20 protein-coding genes, 3 tRNA genes and 2 pseudogenes are annotated in these 18999 nt (G+C 54.9%); 12 read left to right on the forward strand and 13 right to left on the reverse strand.

All coding sequences use genetic code 11. The features are described from left to right. The first annotated feature begins 114 nt into the window (after positions 1–114). The 5 genes and pseudogenes from CU081_RS00285 to CU081_RS26405 form a co-directional block, all read left to right on the forward strand. Positions 115–801, forward strand: coding sequence for a DUF1120 domain-containing protein (locus tag CU081_RS00285; protein WP_022650372.1), 687 nt, complete (start codon positions 115–117; stop codon positions 799–801). 57 nt (positions 802–858) lie between these two features. Then, entirely contained in the window at positions 859–1548 is a 690-nt protein-coding gene (locus tag CU081_RS00290; RefSeq protein WP_003856531.1) for a DUF1120 domain-containing protein, read from the forward strand. A 77-nt stretch (positions 1549–1625) separates the two neighbouring features. After that, positions 1626–1859: a hypothetical protein gene (locus CU081_RS00295; protein ID WP_022650371.1), complete on the forward strand. Its 234-nt coding sequence runs from the start codon at positions 1626–1628 to the stop codon at positions 1857–1859. Between the two features lie 59 nt (positions 1860–1918). Beyond that, positions 1919–2257 (forward strand): annotated as a pseudogene (locus tag CU081_RS26210) (FimD/PapC C-terminal domain-containing protein); the annotation flags it as partial. 86 nt (positions 2258–2343) lie between these two features. Further along, a pseudogene (locus CU081_RS26405) lies at positions 2344–2442 on the forward strand (hypothetical protein); the annotation flags it as partial. A 41-nt stretch (positions 2443–2483) separates the two neighbouring features. Here the strand turns inward: CU081_RS26405 and deoD are convergent. The 4 genes from deoD to deoC form a co-directional block, all read right to left on the reverse strand. Continuing rightward, positions 2484–3203 carry a purine-nucleoside phosphorylase gene (gene deoD, locus CU081_RS00305; protein WP_022650368.1) on the reverse strand — a complete coding sequence of 240 codons (720 nt, stop codon included), beginning with the start codon at positions 3201–3203 and terminating at the stop codon, positions 2484–2486. A gap of 125 nt (positions 3204–3328) precedes the next feature. Continuing rightward, positions 3329–4552 carry a phosphopentomutase gene (deoB, locus tag CU081_RS00310; RefSeq protein ID WP_003856540.1) on the reverse strand — a complete coding sequence of 408 codons (1224 nt, stop codon included), beginning with the start codon at positions 4550–4552 and terminating at the stop codon, positions 3329–3331. Positions 4553–4605: 53 nt separating this feature from the next. Beyond that, positions 4606–5928 (reverse strand): thymidine phosphorylase, encoded by a 1323-nt coding sequence (deoA, locus tag CU081_RS00315; protein ID WP_003856542.1) that lies wholly within the window; start codon positions 5926–5928, stop codon positions 4606–4608. A 99-nt stretch (positions 5929–6027) separates the two neighbouring features. Further along, positions 6028–6807: a deoxyribose-phosphate aldolase gene (gene deoC / locus CU081_RS00320; protein WP_032645921.1), complete on the reverse strand. Its 780-nt coding sequence runs from the start codon at positions 6805–6807 to the stop codon at positions 6028–6030. 261 nt (positions 6808–7068) lie between these two features. Between deoC and CU081_RS00325 the strand changes: the two genes are divergently transcribed. Both CU081_RS00325 and CU081_RS00330 read left to right on the forward strand, forming a co-directional pair. Then, positions 7069–8604 (forward strand): YjjI family glycine radical enzyme, encoded by a 1536-nt coding sequence (locus CU081_RS00325; protein WP_022650366.1) that lies wholly within the window; start codon positions 7069–7071, stop codon positions 8602–8604. Further along, positions 8579–9439, forward strand: coding sequence for a YjjW family glycine radical enzyme activase (locus tag CU081_RS00330; RefSeq protein WP_022650365.1), 861 nt, complete (start codon positions 8579–8581; stop codon positions 9437–9439). The genes CU081_RS00325 and CU081_RS00330 overlap by 26 nt, the downstream gene beginning before the upstream one ends. Here the strand turns inward: CU081_RS00330 and CU081_RS00335 are convergent. From CU081_RS00335 to CU081_RS00370, 8 genes are all read right to left on the reverse strand, one after another. Continuing rightward, entirely contained in the window at positions 9434–10216 is a 783-nt protein-coding gene (locus tag CU081_RS00335) for a TatD family hydrolase (protein WP_022650364.1), read from the reverse strand. The genes CU081_RS00330 and CU081_RS00335 overlap by 6 nt on opposite strands. Beyond that, the gene (locus CU081_RS00340) at positions 10213–11265 is read right to left on the reverse strand and encodes a patatin-like phospholipase family protein (protein ID WP_022650363.1); all 1053 of its coding nucleotides are present in this window, start codon (positions 11263–11265) and stop codon (positions 10213–10215) included. The genes CU081_RS00335 and CU081_RS00340 overlap by 4 nt, the downstream gene beginning before the upstream one ends. Before the next feature lie 122 nt (positions 11266–11387). Further along, on the reverse strand, positions 11388–11549 hold the full coding sequence (locus CU081_RS00345) for a DUF1328 domain-containing protein (protein WP_003856556.1): 162 nt from the start codon (positions 11547–11549) through the stop codon (positions 11388–11390). A 125-nt stretch (positions 11550–11674) separates the two neighbouring features. Continuing rightward, positions 11675–12292, reverse strand: coding sequence for a molecular chaperone OsmY (osmY, locus tag CU081_RS00350; RefSeq protein ID WP_003856559.1), 618 nt, complete (start codon positions 12290–12292; stop codon positions 11675–11677). A gap of 304 nt (positions 12293–12596) precedes the next feature. Further along, positions 12597–14186, reverse strand: a complete 1590-nt coding sequence (gene prfC / locus CU081_RS00355) for a peptide chain release factor 3 (protein ID WP_003856562.1) — start codon at positions 14184–14186, stop codon at positions 12597–12599. A 92-nt stretch (positions 14187–14278) separates the two neighbouring features. Continuing rightward, complete coding sequence (gene yjjG, locus CU081_RS00360; RefSeq protein ID WP_003856564.1) at positions 14279–14956, reverse strand: pyrimidine 5'-nucleotidase; 678 nt, start codon at positions 14954–14956, stop codon at positions 14279–14281. A gap of 19 nt (positions 14957–14975) precedes the next feature. Next, positions 14976–15419 (reverse strand): ribosomal protein S18-alanine N-acetyltransferase, encoded by a 444-nt coding sequence (gene rimI, locus CU081_RS00365; RefSeq protein WP_003856565.1) that lies wholly within the window; start codon positions 15417–15419, stop codon positions 14976–14978. Continuing rightward, positions 15388–15801, reverse strand: a complete 414-nt coding sequence (locus CU081_RS00370; protein ID WP_022650362.1) for a DNA polymerase III subunit psi — start codon at positions 15799–15801, stop codon at positions 15388–15390. The genes rimI and CU081_RS00370 overlap by 32 nt, the downstream gene beginning before the upstream one ends. Before the next feature lie 102 nt (positions 15802–15903). On the opposite strand from CU081_RS00370, the gene rsmC reads away from it, so the two are divergent. The 4 genes from rsmC to CU081_RS00390 all read left to right on the forward strand — a co-directional run bounded on the left by rsmC (position 15904) and on the right by CU081_RS00390 (position 17396). Continuing rightward, positions 15904–16932 (forward strand): 16S rRNA (guanine(1207)-N(2))-methyltransferase RsmC, encoded by a 1029-nt coding sequence (gene rsmC, locus CU081_RS00375; RefSeq protein WP_003856567.1) that lies wholly within the window; start codon positions 15904–15906, stop codon positions 16930–16932. Positions 16933–17076: 144 nt separating this feature from the next. Continuing rightward, positions 17077–17163 (forward strand) — tRNA-Leu (locus tag CU081_RS00380). 28 nt (positions 17164–17191) lie between these two features. Beyond that, positions 17192–17277 (forward strand) — tRNA-Leu (locus CU081_RS00385). A gap of 32 nt (positions 17278–17309) precedes the next feature. Then, positions 17310–17396, forward strand: a tRNA-Leu gene (locus CU081_RS00390). 42 nt (positions 17397–17438) lie between these two features. On the opposite strand, the gene CU081_RS00395 is transcribed toward CU081_RS00390, so the two are convergent. Further along, complete coding sequence (locus CU081_RS00395) at positions 17439–17708, reverse strand: DUF1435 domain-containing protein (protein WP_032628028.1); 270 nt, start codon at positions 17706–17708, stop codon at positions 17439–17441. Between the two features lie 216 nt (positions 17709–17924). On the opposite strand from CU081_RS00395, the gene CU081_RS00400 reads away from it, so the two are divergent. Next, complete coding sequence (locus tag CU081_RS00400) at positions 17925–18989, forward strand: GGDEF domain-containing protein (RefSeq protein ID WP_022650361.1); 1065 nt, start codon at positions 17925–17927, stop codon at positions 18987–18989. Positions 18990–18999 lie beyond the last annotated feature (10 nt).

Consider the following 18999-nt stretch of genomic DNA (forward strand, 5'->3'; position numbering starts at 1 on the left):
CAAAAATTAACACTCCTTAATGTAAAGTTAGCTTTTCCTCTAGAATAATAGACAGCAAGAAATAGTTTTTCTATTTCTTCTCCACACGTCTGTTTCGAACGTTAAGGATTAACGATGAAAAAAATCATTATTGCAACCGCTGTTGCAATGACCCTCTCTGCGACTGCACATGCCGACTCTACTGCGGTATTAAAATTAAAAGGCGTATTAACCAACAACGCCTGTACCCCAACGCTGAGCGATGGCGCTGTCGTTGATTTCGGCACTAAATATATCAGCTCGCTCTCCGCAACGGCAGATAACCAGCTGGGTTATAAAGATATTTCTCTGACTATCAACTGCTCTGCCGCAACGAAAGTAGCGTGGTCCATTACCGATGATCACGCAGATTCAATGAAGAAAATGACCATCGATAACGCCACTTTCGCGGGCGATCAGGCATGGAGTTCAACTAACCAGTACGGCGTAGGTAAAACGGCTGGCGGCGTCAATATCGGCGCTTACTCCGTGGGTATGAATTCGAATGTAACCGTAGATGGAAACGTCAAAGCATTAGGTTATTCTGCGATAGCAGATGATCCAATGTGGTTACTTGCGAATACGGGTTCGCAGCTCGTCACTCATAGTGACGGTTCTATCCAGTATAGCGCACTAAATAGCAGTGATCGGACGTTGGTTCCCTTTATGAATGCCGTATTCCCGCTGCGCGTTGCGCTGGCGGTGCAGAAAACTGACACCCTGGCAATTACCGACGATACCCCGATCGACGGCCAGGCCACCATCACTTTGCATTATCTGTAACTGGCTCATTTCGCTTGTGAACTGAGCGTGATGGCCTGCATTTGTTAAGGAACAACAATGAAAAAGATTTTAGTTGCCACTGCCGTTGCGCTGGCCCTCTCCGCGACTGCCGCTAACGCCGCCTCTACCGCCGTACTGAAAGTGACCGGTTTACTCTCCGTTGCCGCCTGCACCCCGCAGTTAAGCGGCGGCGGCGAGGTGGATTATGGTCTTATCCACCTGGCGGATCTCTCCGCGACCAGCGTTAACCAGTTGGGTCAGAAAGATATCTCCCTGACCATCACCTGCCCGGTAGCCACTAAAGCTGGCTGGACCATCAGCGATGACCGCGCAGACACCCATCCGGGTGCTTCTGTGATCACCATTAACACCGCAGACGCGGCGGGCGGCAACGTTTCCGACACCACCCAGTCCTACGGCGTGGGCAAAACCGCGGGCGGCGTGAAAATTGGCGCTTACTCCATCTTTGCTGATGTGGCGAACGTCACCGCCGACGGCGTGAAATCAGACGTTATCTCCGGTACCGTGGACAGCCCGTCCTGGCAGAAAACCGCTACCGGTATCATCAAAAACGCCAACATGGAAATGATGACCGTGGCCGCTTCCGGCACCACTGCGCCGCTGCCTTTCACGACCGCAGTATTTCCGCTGAAAACCTCCCTGGCGATTCAGAATACCGCGGCCCTCGCGATTACCGATGATACCAACCTGGATGGTCAGGCCACGATTACCGTTAAATATCTCTGATTATCAACCCGATAAAGTGTGAACTATGCCTCCTCTTAACAGAGGAGGTATTTTGTCAGGTTAAAGGATTAATCTTGATGTCAGTTGAATCCACGATCGCTCAGTGCGCCATTGCCGCACCGTTATTATTCTCTGCTCTCTTTGCTCAGGCGTATGCCGCCGGAATGGTGCCAGAAACCACGCTGCTGGTTATTGAAGAGTCGACTCACAGCGGCACCATGAACGTAAAAAATACCGACACCTTCCCGGCCCTGATCTATACCATCATTGTCGATCTTCCTGACGATACAGGCGTGACGTTAAACGCGTGACCCTTGAGGCTATCCCGCCGAAAAACACCGATAAACATATGTGGATCGGCTTTAACCTGAGTCAGGATCTGCCCAACGGCATCAAGAACATTTCTGTCGCCCATACAGCCTTCAGGGAGCTGGATTTCAAAGTACTGAATACCCGTCGCGTAATGCTCGAAGTGAAACGTGCAGACGGCTCGTGACTGTCAAAAGGGACCAGTATCGTGGATGAGAAAAACAACTACCTGGTCAGCGCGGTGGACAGCGGGCGTGTTTTTGTCACTGATATGTCCAATAGCCCGGCACTTTATGCCGTTGACGATAATATGCAGCGCATATGCCGCATCGATTAATCCCTGAGTGAGACTCAGGACAAAGAATCGTTTTATGAAACTGCTAAAGGAGTCTGTAAATGAAACACCTGGGTAAACATTTACTGATGACTTTTTCGCTAATGGCTACGCTTTTTACGCCTGCCTCGTGGTCCGCCGATGAGTGCCAGCTCACCCTCACCCCGGTGCTGAATGACCGCCAGTTTAATCACATAGGTGATACGGTGACGCTGGAAAGCAATTTGATGTGGGAAGTGTTGACGAAGTAAGCACCATAGGGGGCAAACCTGCCCCCCTGAAGAAAACGAAATTACTCTTGATCGCCCAGCAGAACGGATTCCAGCGCGATTTTGATCATGTCGTTGAAGGTGGTCTGACGCTCGGCAGCGGTGGTCTGCTCGTGAGTACGGATATGGTCAGACACGGTGCAAATGGTCAGCGCTTTCGCACCGAATTCAGCCGCCACGCCGTAGATACCGGCCGCTTCCATTTCCACACCCAGAATGCCGTATTTTTCCATCACGTCGAACATGTCGCCTTCTGGCGAGTAGAACAGATCGGCAGAGAACAGGTTGCCCACGCGCGCGTCAACGCCCAGCGCTTTTGCCGCGTCAACCGCGTTACGCACCATGTCAAAGTCAGCAATGGCCGCAAAGTCATGATCTTTAAAGCGAATGCGGTTGACTTTAGAGTCGGTGCACGCGCCCATGCCGATCACCACGTCACGCAGCTTAACGTCCATGCGAACCGCGCCGCAGGAGCCGACACGGATGATTTTCTTCACGCCGAAATCGGTGATCAGCTCTTTGGTGTAGATGGAGCAGGATGGGATACCCATGCCGTGACCCATCACGGAGATTTTGCGGCCTTTATAGGTACCGGTGAAGCCCAGCATGCCGCGCACGTTGTTCACTTCACGCACGTCTTCGAGGAAGGTTTCTGCAATGTGCTTCGCGCGCAGCGGGTCGCCCGGCATCAATACGACGTCAGCGAAATCACCCATTTCTGCATTAATGTGAGGAGTTGCCATCTTCAGTTCCTTTTACATTGTTGTTTTTTCCGGGTGGCGGCTGCGCCTTACCCGGCCTACATTCTGTTTTCCCTCTCCCTGTGGGAGAGGGTCGGGGTGAGGGCATCAGGCCTCACCCAATCCGTTTAGAACATAGCCTTGCCATATTCCATGTCAGACGTACCAAAGTATTTCGCAATCGTCTGGCCGATGTCCGCGAAGGTTTCACGGTGACCCAGCGAGCCCGGTTTGACTTTCGGGCCGTACACCAGCACCGGAATGTGCTCACGGGTGTGGTCGGTACCGGTCCAGGTCGGGTCACAGCCATGGTCAGCGGTCAGGATCAGAATGTCATCTTCTCCCACCAGCTCCATCAGCTCTGGCAGACGGCGGTCAAACAGCTCCAGACCCGCAGCATAACCGGCGACGTCGCGACGGTGGCCCCAGGAGGAGTCGAAGTCCACGAAGTTGGTGAAGACAATGGTCTTATCGCCCGCTTCTTTCATCTCTTTGATGGTGGCGTCGAACAGCGCATCCAGACCGGTCGCTTTGACCTTTTTGGTAATGCCGCAGTTGGCGTAAATGTCCGCGATTTTACCCACGGAAACCACGTGACCGTCTTTCTCGTCGACGAGTTTTTGCAGCACGGTCGGCGCCGGTGGCTCCACAGCCAGATCGTGACGGTTGCCGGTACGCTGGAAGTTACCCGCTTTGTCGCCGATAAACGGACGCGCGATAACGCGGCCAATGTTGTAGCCGCCTTCGGTCAGCTCTTCACGGGCGATTTCGCACAACTCGTACAGTTTATCCAGGCCAAACGTCTCTTCATGGCAGGCGATCTGGAACACGGAGTCAGCAGAGGTATAGAAAATCGGCTTGCCGGTTTTCATGTGCTCTTCGCCGAGCTGGTCCAGAATCACGGTACCGGAAGAGTGGCAGTTACCGAGGTAGCCCGGCAGGTTGGCGCGCTTCACCAGCTTATCAAGCAGCTCTTGCGGAAAGCTGTTCTCGTGATCGGAGAAGTAACCCCAGTCGAACAGCACCGGCACGCCGGCGATTTCCCAGTGGCCGGACGGAGTATCTTTACCGGAAGAGAGCTCGTGCGCCCACGCGTAGGCGCCCACCACTTCCGCGTTACCGTCCATACCGGCTGCGATCTTACCGGTAGAGCCTTCATGCGCTTTTACCAGCCCCAGACGGGTCAGGTTTGGCAGGTTCAGAGGGCCTTTACGACCGTTGTCCGCTTCGCCTTTTGCACAGGCTTCCGCGATGTGACCCAGGGTATCGGAACCCACGTCACCAAATCGTTCTGCATCTTCGGTTGCGCCGATGCCGAATGAGTCCAGCACCATAATAAATGCACGTTTCATAATTGTTCTCCGTACTTAGTGCTTCATAAAAATGCGATCAGATCAGTATACCGCTATTCAGTGATACGACGATAGACCGTCGGTGTGGTTTCCGGTGCTTTATCGTCAAGAGATATTGCCGCCTTCACCGCTTTCGCCGCGTCCTGCCAGCTGGCTTCATCTTTCGCGTGGATCACCGCCAGCGGACGTTGGCCGTCAACGCTGTCGCCCAGACGGGCCATATCGGTAAAGCCGACGCTGTAATCAATGGTGTCCGATGCCTGACGACGACCGCCGCCCATAGACACGACAGCCATGCCGAGCGCGCGGGTATCCATAGCCGAGACAAAGCCTTCGCTATCCGCATAGACCGCTTTGCTGAGCATCGCGGTGGGCAGGTATTTCGCGTAGTTTTCCACGAAGTCGGTCGGGCCTTTCTGCGCCGCCACCATCCGACCAAAGATCTCCGCCGCTTTGCCGTTGTCCAGCACCGCCTGAAGCTTCGCGCGCGCGTCAGCGTCGTCTTTGGCCAGCTTGCCGGAGATTAACATCTCAACGCACAGCGCCATGGTGACATCGAACAGGCGCGGGTTACGGTATTCGCCTGTGAGGAACTGCACAGCCTCGCGGACTTCAACCGCGTTACCGGCGCTGGAGGCCAGCACCTGGTTCATGTCCGTCAGCAGTGCGGTGGTGCGCACGCCCGCGCCGTTGGAAACGCCAACGATCGCTTCGGCCAGCGCCTCAGAGAGTTCATAGGTCGGCATAAACGCGCCGCTGCCCACTTTCACATCCATCACCAGCGCATCCAGACCTTCCGCCAGTTTTTTGGCAAGGATAGAGGCGGTGATCAGCGGGATGGAGTCTACGGTCGCGGTAATGTCACGCGTCGCGTAGAAACGCTTATCTGCCGGAGCAAGAGAGCTGGTCTGGCCGATAATCGCCACGCCAACGTCTTTAATAATGTCGCGGAAGCGGTTGTCATCCGGGAAGATATCGAAGCCCGGAATGGCTTCCAGTTTGTCGAGCGTACCGCCGGTGTGGCCCAGGCCGCGCCCGGAAATCATCGGGATGTAACCGCCGCAGGCTGCCACCATCGGGCCAAGCATCAGGGAGGTCACGTCGCCCACGCCGCCGGTGGAGTGTTTGTCCACAATCGGGCCGTTGAGGTTGAGGCTTTTCCAGTCCAGAACGGTTCCTGAATCTCGCATCGCCATGGTCAGCGACACGCGCTCAGGCATCGACATATCGTGGAAGAAAATGGTCATCGCCAGAGCCGCAATCTGCCCTTCAGAGATGGTGTTATCACGAATGCCATTGATAAAGAAGCGGATTTCTTCGTCGCTTAATGCATGACCATCACGTTTTTTACGAATAATTTCTTGTGCGAGAAACACGGTAACCTCCATGCGGAATCGGGTGAATGGCGGCGGGTATGTTGACCCGCCCCACGATCCTTTAGGCCGGGTTAGCGTAGCGCCACCCGGCAATTCAACTTAGTAGCTGCTTGCGCTCTTACCGTCGCCGTGACCCAGCGCTTTCAGCAGGCTGGCCAGCAGGCTGGACGCGCCGAAGCGGTAGTGGCGGGAGTCCGCCCAGTCGGCGCCGAACAGCTCGTCGGCAATCGCCAGGAACTGCTGCGCGTCTTCTGCGGTACGCACGCCGCCTGCCGGTTTGAAGCCAACGGTTTTGGACACGCCCATATCACGGATGACTTCCATCATGATGCGTGCGCTTTCCGGGGTAGCGTTGACCGGCACTTTACCGGTAGAGGTTTTAATGAAATCCGCGCCCGCTTTGATGGAGATTTCAGACGCCTTACGAATCAGCGCCTCTTCTTTCAGCTCGCCGGTTTCGATGATCACTTTAAGCAGCACGTTTGCCGCCGCACACGCGTCTTTACAGGCTTTCACCAGGTCAAAACCGACCTGCTCGTTGCCGGCGATCAGCGCGCGGTACGGGAATACCACGTCAACTTCGTCTGCGCCGTACGCAATCGCTGCGCGGGTTTCTGCCAGAGCGATCTCGATATCGTCATTGCCGTGCGGGAAGTTAGTTACGGTGGCAATGCGCACTTCCGGCGTGCCCTGCTCTTTCAGCGTTTTGCGGGCAATCGGGATGAAGCGCGGATAGATACAGACGGCGGCGGTGTTACCCACTGGCGTTTTCGCCTGATGGCACAGGGCGATGACTTTTTCATTGGTGTCGTCATCGTTCAGGGTGGTCAGGTCCATCAGTTTCAACGCGCGCAGGCTGCTTGCAGTTAAATCGGTCATAACATTCTCCAACGGCAGTGCCGTATAAATTTTACCTTGCGGGTCTGTGAGTATTCTAACATTCACCCGCATCCACACTTCGACATTCATCACAGTTAATGAAAACTGTGTGCAAATTTGCATTACTGTAATGAGATCTTCTTCAAATTTTAGTGCGTTAATTGCTGACTAAATCGGCGATATCCCCTTTCTGATCAAAGCGCCACCAGGCTGGCTTCCTACAATTCGTTCACTATCCGCAGAACAACCAAGGAAGTGAACATGCCCGACGCCCTGCAACAACGTTGCCAGCACATTGTGACCAGCCCGGTGTTAACCCCAGAACAAAAACGTCATTTTCTGGCGCTGGAAGCGGAGAACAATCTGCCCTATCCCGCTCTGCCAGAGGCGGCCCGCGCCGCACTGGACGAGGGATTCATCTGCGACATGTTCGAAGGCCATGCGCCTTACAAACCGCGCTACGTGCTGCCGGACTACGCTAAATTTCTGGCTAACGGCTCAGAATGGCTGGAGCTGGAAGGGGCGAAAGATCTGGATGATGCCCTCTCGCTGCTCACTATCCTTTATCACCATGTTCCGTCCGTCACATCGATGCCGGTCTATCTGGGCCAGCTCGATGAAATACTCAGCCCCTATGTTAAAATTCTAACACAGGATGAAATCGATAGCCGAATAAAACGTTTCTGGCGTTACCTGGACAGAACGCTGCCCGATGCGTTTATGCATGCCAATATCGGCCCGGCGGATACGCCTGTCACCCGAGCCATCCTTCGCGCGGATGCAGAACTAAAGCAGGTTGCGCCGAACCTGACCTTTATCTACGACCCGGATGTAACCCCCAGCGATCTGCTGCTGAGCGTGGCGAAAAACATTTGTGAATGTAGTAAGCCGCATATTTCTAATGGCCCGGTGAATGATAAAATTTTCACAAAAGGTCGCTATGGCGTGGTGAGCTGTTACAACTCCCTGCCGCTGGCGGGCGGCGGCAGCACGCTGGTGCGCCTAAACCTGAAAGCGATTGCGGAACACAGCCGCTCACCGGAAGACTTTTTCACCCGTACCCTTCCCCACTACTGCCAGCAACAAATCGCGATCATTAATGCGCGCTGCGATTTTTTATATGAACAATCCGGCTTCTTTGAGAATAGCTTCCTGGTAAAAGAGGGGCTGATTGATGCCGATCGCTTTGTGCCGATGTTTGGCATGTACGGTCTGGCCGAAGCGGTGAACGTGCTGTGCCAGAAAGCAGGCATTACGGGACGTTACGGTAAGAACGAACAGGCCAATGCGCTGGGCTACCGCATCAGTGAACAGCTTGCGGCGTTTGTCGAAAACACGCCGGTGAAACACGGCTGGAAGCAGCGCGCGATGCTTCATGCGCAGTCGGGGATCAGCTCTGACTCGGGCACCACGCCGGGCGCGCGCCTGCCCTACGGCGACGAGCCGGATCCCATCAGCCACCTGCTGGCCGTTGCGCCGCACCACAAGCACTACGCTTCCGGGATCAGCGACATTCTGACGCTGGATGAAACGGTAAAACGTAACCCGCAGGCAGTGGTCCAGCTCTGTCTCGGCGCGTTCAGGGCGGGGATGCGCGAGTTTACCGCCAACGTTGCGGGTAACGATCTCGTGCGCGTTACCGGCTATATGGTGCGGTTATCGGATCTGGAGAAGTACCGGGAAGCCGGATCGCGCACCAACACCACCTGGCTCGGCGAGGAGGCCGCGCGCAATACCCGTATTCTGGAACGTCAGCCGCGCGTGATAAGTCATGAACAGCAGATGCGCTTTAGTTAGTCAGGTCATACCCTTCTCCTGCGTGGACGGGCCGGGCAGCCGCCTGGCGTTGTTCCTCCAGGGCTGTAACCTGCGCTGCAAAACCTGCCACAACCCGTGGACGATAGGGCGCTGCAACGACTGCGGCGACTGTGTACCCCACTGTCCGCATGATGCGCTGACGATTCAGGCCGGGCGCGTCTGGTGGCAGGAGAGTCACTGTCAGCAGTGCGACACCTGTCTGCACCAGTGTCAGCAGCAGGCGACGCCGATGGCGCAGCGCTATAGCGTCGAGGAGATCCTCTCCCGGGTGCTCACGTCCGCGCCGTTTATTGAGGGCGTGACCGTCAGCGGGGGTGAGGCCACCACGCAGCTGCCGTTTTTGGTTGCGCTTTTCACCGCGATCAAAGCCGATCCGTCCCTGCGCCATCTGACGTGCCTGGTGGACAGCAACGGCCTGTTAAGCGAAACCGGCTGGCAAAAGCTGTTTCCGGTGTTTGACGGCGCGATGGTGGATCTGAAAGCCTGGGGCAATGAACATCACCGTTTTCTGACCGGGCGCGAAAACACGCTGATCAAGCAGAGCATCCGCTGGCTGGCCGATCGTCATCGCCTGACGGAGCTGCGCCTGCTGGTGATCCCCGATCGGTGTGATTATCTGCAACATCTGCCATCGCTGACCGCTTTTATCCACACGTTGGGGAACGTTCCGGTGCGGATCAACGCGTTTCATGCCCATGGGGTTTACGGGGAGGCGGCGAGATGGCGGAGCGCCACGCCGGAGGACATCGAGCCGCTGGCGCAGGCCCTGGAACGGCAGCAGATCACGGTGATCCGCCCGGCCCTTTATCTATAGCGTGATGCCGAAGACCGCTCGGGTATTTTCCAGCAGCGCGCTGGCAATCACATCTTCAGGCTCCTGACGCAACTCACACAGCACATCAAAAACGCGCGCCGCCTGCTCCGGACGGTTAGGCTGGCCCTGAAAACCATTCAGCGGCATGTCAGGCGCATCCGTTTCCAGCAGGAGCGAGGTCAGCGGGAGCTGTGCCATCACATCACGGGTTTTGCTGGCACGCGGATAGGTAATGGTGCCACCGACGCCAATTTTATAGCCCAGCTCGATAAAACGCTGCGCCTGCTGAAGGCTTCCAGCGAAACCATGGACCACGCCCCTGCGCGGCACGTCGATGCGCTTCAGGTGCATCGCCAGTTTGTCATGGGTACGTCTGGAGTGGAGGATCACCGGCAGATCGTGGCGCTTTGCCAACCGGAGCTGCGCGTCCAGAATCGTCTGCTGGCGTTCAAACTGCGGATCTTCACGATAGAGATCGAGGCCGATCTCACCGATGGCAACCAGCTTCATATCCGCGTTTTGCAGCGTGGCATTCAGCCTGTCGAGATGGTCATCAAGATGGTGCTCAATAACGATCGGATGCAAACCCAACGCGGCATACAGCGCATCGTGCCCCCGGGCAAGCGCCAGAACTTTGTCGAATCTCGCCGCTTCAATAGCGGGCACAATAATGGCTCTCACACCGGCCTCAGCCGCACGCGCAAGACTGGATATTTCCTCCCCGCTAAACGGCGGGAAATCAAAGTGGCAATGGGTATCGATAAAGCAGTGCGTCATGCCAGATCCTCGTTATCGAGTAAGCCATCGTTGGCCTGCGGCACGTCCACCAGCGGCATCGCCACCGCGTCATTGGCCACAACGGCAGGCGGCAAAATGATGCTTTTATGCCGATGAAGAGGCGGTTGCTCGGCCAGCATTTTCCCGACGGTCGCCAGGAAGTAACGCCCGCACAGCCGCCCCGTTTTGTAATCCATACGCAACGCAGGCAGCCGACTGCCCAGCGCCATGCTCAACAGCGGCTTAGGCGGATAAATTTCAAAGATGCGCAGCTTGCCCGGTGGTTTTTCAATAAAACGCTGCATCGCGCCGTAGGTGGTTTCATGCTGCTTCGCGATATTCACCAGCGGTTGCAGGCTGCTGTCGCCCAGCCAGCGTTCCATCCGCTTAAACCACTGTGGGGTGTAATACATCTGCGAAGGCACCGTGCGGATCACCACAATGGTTTTTGCCCCGCGCCGCGCCGCCTCCTGTACCGGCACCGCGTCGCTGATACCACCGTCAAGATAGCTTATCCCCTCCAGCAACGCGCCGGTGCGGTAGAATCCCGGGATCGCGCTGGACGCGCGGATGATATCCAGCCAGTTCTCTTTCTGCGGCGAAAAGTAACCCGGCGAATAGTCATCGCCACGGCTGGCGCACATCCAGAACTCTTTGCCGGTATCGAACAGACGTGACGCGGTATCCATGGCCAGCGGCATCTGGCTGGAGGTAGCATCCAGTAACCAGTCGAGATCGATCAGGTTCCCGCCGCGTACGAAGCGTACCGGATTGAAGAATTCTTTGGAGGTGGTGTAGCGCATAATCACTTTGCGCGCATAGCCGGGCTGGTTGCAGACATAGGCGGAGAGGTTCTGCGCCCCGGCAGAGGTACCGAAATAGAGATCGAACGGGTTGAATTGTGCGCGCATAAATTCGTCGAGCACGCCGGCGGTAAAAATACCGCGCTGCCCGCCCCCTTCACAGACCAGCGCAAGCTGGCCTGCATGAAACGGTTTTAACGTCAGCGGCGCAATATTGCCGAGCGTAACGGGAATTCGTTGCCCCACCTCTGCCTTCCTGTTTTCATTATTGTGATGAGACACAGTAACGCACTTCCCCGGTGGTTCTCAAACGAGAAAAAGCCAGTCACGAGGACTGGCTTGAGTTTGTTTAGTAAATATTGCGTTTGCTACGGGCGACGTCGACCCGTAAACAGGCTGACCAGGAACAGAATAATACCGACGACGAAGACAATTTTCGCTGCCCATGCCGCGGTACCCGCCAGTCCACCAAAGCCCAATGCGGCGGCAATTAACGCGATAACCAGAAATATAATGCCCCAACGAAACATAAGCCTCTCCTTTACCATAGTTAATGTCGGCCGCTAAACGTGAGCGCTCAGGTCACTCACCGGCTTTTCCAGAATCGTTTTTATTTCGCCCGCGGTTTTAAGCCTTACGGGCGAATGGTACTGCTTTACTTCGTTTTCAGATCGTTTTTGACGCTTTTCACACCATCAATAGCTTTCGCAATTGACTCGGCACGATCGCTCTGTGCCTGATTCTCAACCGTACCGGACAGCTGGACCACACCATCGGTGGTTTCAACTTTCACCATACGGGATGGCACGATGTCGTCAGCTAACAGTTTAGCTTTGATTTCGCTGGTAGTTGCTGCATCTCCGGCATAGCCCTTCACGGACGATTCTTTGCTGTCACGTACGTGCAGTTTGTCGCTGACGGAGCTTACGCCCTCAACACCTTTCGCCACTTTAACGGCTTCTTCAGCCTGGGTCTGGCTTTCAACGAAACCGCTCAGGGTGACAACCTTGTTGTCGGTTTTAACAGAAATATCGGTGCTCTTAATGGAGTCGTGATCCACCAGTGCGGCTTTCACTTTTGCTGTGATTGAGCTGTCATCCATGAAATTACCGACTTTATTCATAGAGCTATCGATTTTTTCCCCTGCGGTATTGGCGGAACTTTGCGCTTTATCCATGGTGCTGGATTCCGCCAGAGCAGAACCGCTTACCAGGACACTACCCAACGTTACAGCCAGCAGAGTTTTAGAAATCTTCAGTCTTGTCATATTCATCGATTTATTCCTGTGTTTTGCCCGTTATTTGGGCGACATACTTCCCTAAATCTTGGTTTTATATATTGCGAATTAACACCGGGGCAAAATGGAGAACCAATGGACATGCATTGAACAGTTAATTCATCCACGCCCGGTGCTAAACACTGAGTTAAATATAGATCACAATCAGAGGGGTGCATTCAGAATTGGGGAAAAAACGAACGAATAGCGAAAAAATGCGGTGAATTAAGAACATTCCGCAAGGGATTAATAACACAGGAATTAAAGAAGAGCACGGCGGCTGCCGTGCTCTGAGAGGGAATTAATGCTCGCGCGTTTTGCGGAACTGAACATCAGGATAACGTTCCTGCGTCAGGTTCAGGTTAACCATGGTCGGGGCGATATAGGTCAGGTTATCGCCACCGTCCAGCGCCAGCTGAACTTCGTTCTTACGTTTAAATTCTTCGAATTTCTTCACGTCTGAACATTCAACCCAGCGGGCGGTCGCCACGTTCACCGATTCGTAAATCGCTTCCACGTTGTACTCGCTCTTAAGACGGGCAACCACCACGTCAAACTGGAGCACACCCACCGCGCCCACGATCAGATCGTTGTTAGCAATAGGGCGGAACACCTGTACAGCCCCCTCTTCGGAAAGCTGGACCAGGCCTTTCAGCAGTTGCTTCTGCTTCAGCGGATCGCGCAGGCGAATGCGGCGGAACAGTTCTGGCGCGAAGTTCGGGATACCGGTGAACTTCATCATCTCGCCCTGCGTGAAGGTATCGCCAATCTGAATGGTACCGTGGTTGTGTAAACCAATGATGTCACCCGGATAGGCTTCTTCTACATGCGAACGGTCGCCTGCCATGAAGGTCAGCGCGTCGGAGATCACCACGTCTTTACCGATACGGACCTGACGCAGCTTCATGCCCTTCTCGTACTTACCGGAGACCACGCGCATAAAGGCAACGCGGTCGCGGTGTTTCGGGTCCATGTTGGCCTGAATTTTAAAGACGAAGCCGGAGAACTTCTCTTCCTTTGCTTCTACTTCGCGGGTGTCGGTTTTACGCGGCATTGGCTGCGGGGCCCACTCCACCAGACCGTCGAGCATATGGTCAACGCCAAAGTTGCCGAGGGCGGTACCGAAGAAGACCGGGGTAATTTCACCGCTCAGGAACAGCTCTCGGTCGAACTCGTGCGACGCGCCTTTAACCAGCTCCAGCTCATCGCGCAGCTGCGCGGCCAGCTCTTCACCGACCGCTGCGTCCAGATCCGGGTTGTCCAGACCTTTCACGATGCGCACTTCCTGAATGGTGTGACCCTTACCGGTCTGGTACAGGTAGGTTTCGTCTTTATAGAGGTGGTAAACCCCTTTGAACAGCTTGCCGCAGCCAATCGGCCAGGTGATTGGCGCGCAGGCAATCTTCAGCTCGTTTTCCACTTCATCCATCAGCTCCATCGGATCACGGATGTCACGGTCGAGTTTGTTCATAAAGGTGAGGATCGGCGTATCGCGCAGACGGGTGACTTCCATCAGCTTGCGGGTACGATCTTCAACACCTTTCGCGGCGTCGATCACCATCAGGCAGCAGTCCACCGCCGTCAGGGTACGGTAGGTATCTTCGGAGAAGTCTTCGTGCCCCGGGGTGTCCAGCAGGTTCACCAGACAATCGTGATACGGGAACTGCATCACGGAGGTGGTAATCGAAATACCACGCTGCTTTTCCATCTCCATCCAGTCGGATTTAGCATGCTGGCTGGAGCCACGGCCTTTAACGGTACCCGCGGTCTGGATCGCCTGTCCGAACAGCAACACCTTCTCGGTGATGGTCGTTTTACCGGCATCCGGGTGCGAGATAATGGCAAAAGTGCGGCGTTTGGCCACCTCTTGCAGATAAGGAGACAACGTCATAATCAATTCTTCTTAGGTAAGCGCGGCAGCAGGCCGCGCATCATGGAATACGAAAAATGCGGCTATTTTACCCATCAACAGGGGGCAGGCAATCATTGTTTACACAGGAGCTGCTCCAGTTCGTTCAATGACGTAACGGTCCAGGTCGGCTCGATGCCTTCCGGCAGCATGCGGCCATGCGCATTCAGCCAGACGGTCGACAGGCCCGATCTCATACCTCCCAGAATATCAGATTCTGCCGTATCCCCCACCATCAGCACGCGATCGCGGTCAGGATTGCCCGCTTGCGCCAACGCATAATCGAAAATACGCGGATCCGGCTTCGGTACGCCCACCTCTTCGGAGATCACCAGCGCGTCGAAATGATCGCGCAGGCCGGTGCGTTCAAGGCGAATCTGCTGAAGCGCGGTAAAGCCGTTGGTAATGATCCCAAGCTTCACCTTCCCTTTCAGCGAATCCAGCAAAGAAACGGCGCCGGGCAGCGGCGCGCAGATATCCGCCATCGCATTCAGGAAGGCCTCGTTCAGCACCCCAGGACTCACGTTTAACCGTTCAGCCCACACGTCAAAACGCTGATGCTGAAGCTGTAACGCGGTGATGGCTCCGTTCTGGTAATCCACCCACAGCGGTTTGTTCACCGCCTGATAGTCCTGAAAATCTTCCGCGGTGAACGTCACGCTATAGTCGAGAAACATCCGCTGTAGGCCGCCGAACGAGTCAAACGTAAACAGCGTTTCGTCGGCATCAAAGAAAATCCAGTCCCATTTCATCGTTACAACCTTATTTTCGTTATCCAATCGGCAGAGCCATGATAATGGCGTCTTCACGTCCCTCTGCGGTGGGGTAGTAGTTACGGCGGATAGTCGCCTCGTTGAAGCCTAAGCTTTCATAGAGCGCGATGGCGGCGACATTGGACGCGCGCACCTCCAGCCACAGGGTGAAAACGTCACGGGTTTCCAGCTCACGAATGAGGTGCTCAAGCAGTTCCCTGCCCAGCCCGCGGCGCTGGTATGCGGGATCGACCGCGATATTAAACAGCGTCGCCTCGTCCAGAACGACCTGCGTGATGGCGAACGCAGCCATCGCACCGTCAACGTCCAGGCGGAGATTTAAATAGCGTTCGCCCTGATTGCTGGCAAACGTCTTTTCGCTCCACGGAAAGGCATGGGCGCGGGTTTCAATCGCGAACGCGGTGGTCAGGTCAGCCGTCGTGAGGGAAGAAATCGTGTTCATATTCGCAAATTTGTTGCCATAGCGCGCTACGCGCTTTTGGGTTGGCTTTCAGTTCGTCCAGCGCTGGAGAACTGATCTGGCTTCCTTCAAGGGGTAGCTCATCCACCGCCCCGATTCGCCAGCTGTTACAGCGGCTGTCAGAGGGAAGCATCGCGACGCTTTCGGGCGCCAGCTGTAATACCTGATCGTGGGTCACCTTCAGGCTGCGAAGGACATCCTTAATCAGGGGCTCGTTCAGGGCAGGCGGCACTTCTGCCACCATCACCAGGCGGACATGCGCAGGGATGGAGATGGCTATTTCGCCCCGCAACGCCGTCGGGCGACGCAAAGCCCACTGGGTGATGCCCAGTTGCTGCAACTGCCAGTCTCGTCGGGATGTCATAGCGAAAACTCCTGTCTCTCAGGCGCGCAAATATAGCAAATGTGTCGAAACTGCGCCATCTACCTACTATAATCCCCGCCTGAGTTTATTGAGGAACAATTCATGTCTGCATTTACCCCGGCAAGTGAAGTCTTGCTGCGTCACAGTGATGATTTCGAAGAGAGCCGTATTCTGTTTGCCGGAGATATGCAGGATGACCTGCCCGCACGTTTCGACTGTGCTGAAAGCCGTGCCCACACCCAGTACTATCACCACTGGCAGGTGCTGAGCCGTCAGATGGGCGAGCGCGCGCGCTTTAGCCTGGCGGCGGAGCAGAGCGATATTGCTGACTGCGATACGCTCATTTACTACTGGCCAAAAAACAAGCCGGAAGCCCAGTTCCAGCTGATGAACCTGCTTTCTCTGCTACCGGTCGGCTGCGATATTTTTGTTGTCGGTGAAAACCGCAGCGGGGTGCGTAGCGCAGAACAGATGCTCGAAGCCTGGGCGCCGCTGACGAAAATCGACAGCGCCCGTCGCTGCGGCCTGTACCATGGTCGTCTGGAAAAACAGACCACCTTCGATGCCGACGCCTTCTGGGACGAGTACCAGCTTGAAGGCCTGACCATTAAAACCCTGCCGGGCGTGTTCAGCCGTGATGCGCTCGATACGGGCAGTAAGCTGCTGCTGTCCACCCTGACGCCTCATACCAAGGGCAAAGTGCTGGACGTCGGCTGTGGCGCGGGCGTGCTGTCATCGGTTCTCGCCAGTCACTCACCAAAAGTGCGTTTAACCCTGTGTGACGTGAGCGCTCCGGCGGTAGAAGCCAGCCGCGCCACGCTTGCTGCGAATGGCATTGAAGGTGACGTGATTGCCAGCAACGTCTTCTCCGATGTGACCGGTCGCTTTGACATGATCATCTCTAACCCGCCGTTCCACGACGGAATGGAGACCAGCCTTGAAGCGGCGCAAACGCTGATCCGTGGCGCAACCCGTCACCTCAACAGCGGCGGTGAGCTGCGTATTGTGGCGAACGCCTTCCTCGCATACCCGAAAGTGCTGGATGAAACCTTTGGCTTCCACGAAGTGATCGCCCAGACGGGCCGCTTTAAGGTCTATCGCACCGTGATGACGCGCCAGGCGAAAAAGTAACCCCCCGGTCCGGCGATGGCTGACGCTGCCATCGCCCAATTTTGCAGCAATCAAAACAACGTGCGCAATTTTCTGTTGACGTAAAGCTGAAAACATCTAGAATGCGCCTCCGTGGTTACGATACTTTTACAGTGTCGATGGTATGCGAAGGTGGCGGAATTGGTAGACGCGCTAGCTTCAGGTGTTAGTGTCCTTACGGACGTGGGGGTTCAAGTCCCCCCCCTCGCACCATAAATCACGTTGATATTGCTCGCACTGGGCGAAGGTGGCGGAATTGGTAGACGCGCTAGCTTCAGGTGTTAGTGTCCTTAGGATGTGGGGGTTCGAGTCCCCCCCCTCGCACCAACGAGGCGATATCAAACCAGTAAGATGACTGTGCGAAGGTGGCGGAATTGGTAGACGCGCTAGCTTCAGGTGTTAGTGTCCTTACGGACGTGGGGGTTCAAGTCCCCCCCCTCGCACCAATTATCTTACATCCTCTCAGCAGTCCCTCTTATTTTTCTCTTTTATTTCAAACTCATCAGAATCACCAGCAGTCCACTGATTAGCGCCACGCATGAAGGCAGCAGGACATAATGCCGTAACTGTTTGTGCCAGATCATCGCGGATGTCACCAGCAAGCCTGAAACAATCATTGCTTTCCAGACATCAATGGGGAGATCGGTAAACATCAGCCCACCGATAATGGAACCAGGCAGTAATATTCCCCACCCACTTCCCAGCGCTTTGCTCAACATGGTTTCACCTCTCGCACTGATAATGATAACCAGTATCATATGATAGTAATTATCACTTGTCAGCAGGCGACGTAAGAAATTGCGCCAGCAATTGCTTTCCCATAATGACAGAGAATGTGTAAGGTGATAAATTGCCCACCTGTTAACTTCCGATAAAGTTTTTCTGATAATAAAAATTCAATTTTGTAGCGACCAATATTACACAACAACACCTTGCTCATTGTTTTAATTGAGTTTTAATAAAAACGCACGCATATGACATCACAATCCTGGCTGTCTTTAGTCAACAAGAAATATCAGCTATCTTTACGTTTGTTTTTATTTCTGAACGCCGCATCAGCATTGTTCTCGGTAACAAATCCTCTCTATTCCGTGCGTGTGTTATCAGTCCCGCTCTTTGCCGTACTGACTATCAGCACAGGCTTACTTATCTGGCACTGGAAAAACAGCACGCGAAAAATAAATATCCCTATTGTTTCAGCTATTTTTGGTCTTTTATGGGCCTGGCAGATCGTCTCTAAATTTCTGTTAATCACGCACGATCACGCGACCTATTTAATGATGGCGCTATTAACAGTGCTTTTTATAGGGTCTCTGGCGTTCGCGAGTAATATTAAAGCCTTTACGTTACATTCATTTCCCGCCTTTATATCCTGCCTGTGGCTTAGCCCGTCCGAAAACTGGCTGAGAATGGCCTATTTTTTCGCGCTGCCGGTGGTCGCCATTGGTATCCACCATGTTCTTCAGCGGCGCAATGACCGTTTCGCCCAGGAGCTGCTTTCCGAACTGCTGGAGGAGCGCGAAACCCTGACCGATCTTAGCATGATGGACCCGCTCACCGGCCTGTATAACCGTCGCGGGCTGCAAAGCCGGCTGGAGAACCTTCCCAGGCCTGACGCTGGCGAGCACTTCGTGCTGCTGATGGATATCGACCACTTCAAAGCCTACAACGACCATTACGGCCATATGATGGGCGATCAGGCCTTGATCAGGGTCTCGGCTGCGATACGCGACGCCGTGCGCTCACGCGATGTTGTCGCCCGGTTTGGCGGGGAAGAATTTATGGTGCTGTTGAGTAACATCCCGCTGGAGCAAGCGCGCCAGACGGCTGAACGCATACGTCAGAAGGTTTACGATCTTAAAATCCCCCATATGTTTAACGAAAGCGTCGCCACTAACGTGACCATCAGCATCGGCATCGCCATGTTCGAAGGTGAAGACGTTGAGGGCGCGCTGGCGAAAGCGGATAAAGCCCTCTATGAAGCCAAGCATATGGGACGTAACAGCATTCTGCTGAGCGAAGAGCTTCATACTGCCTGAAACCGCCTTC

It is taken from the genome of Enterobacter sp. CRENT-193 (assembly GCF_002787395.1).
GTDB lineage: Bacteria > Pseudomonadota > Gammaproteobacteria > Enterobacterales > Enterobacteriaceae > Enterobacter > Enterobacter hormaechei_C.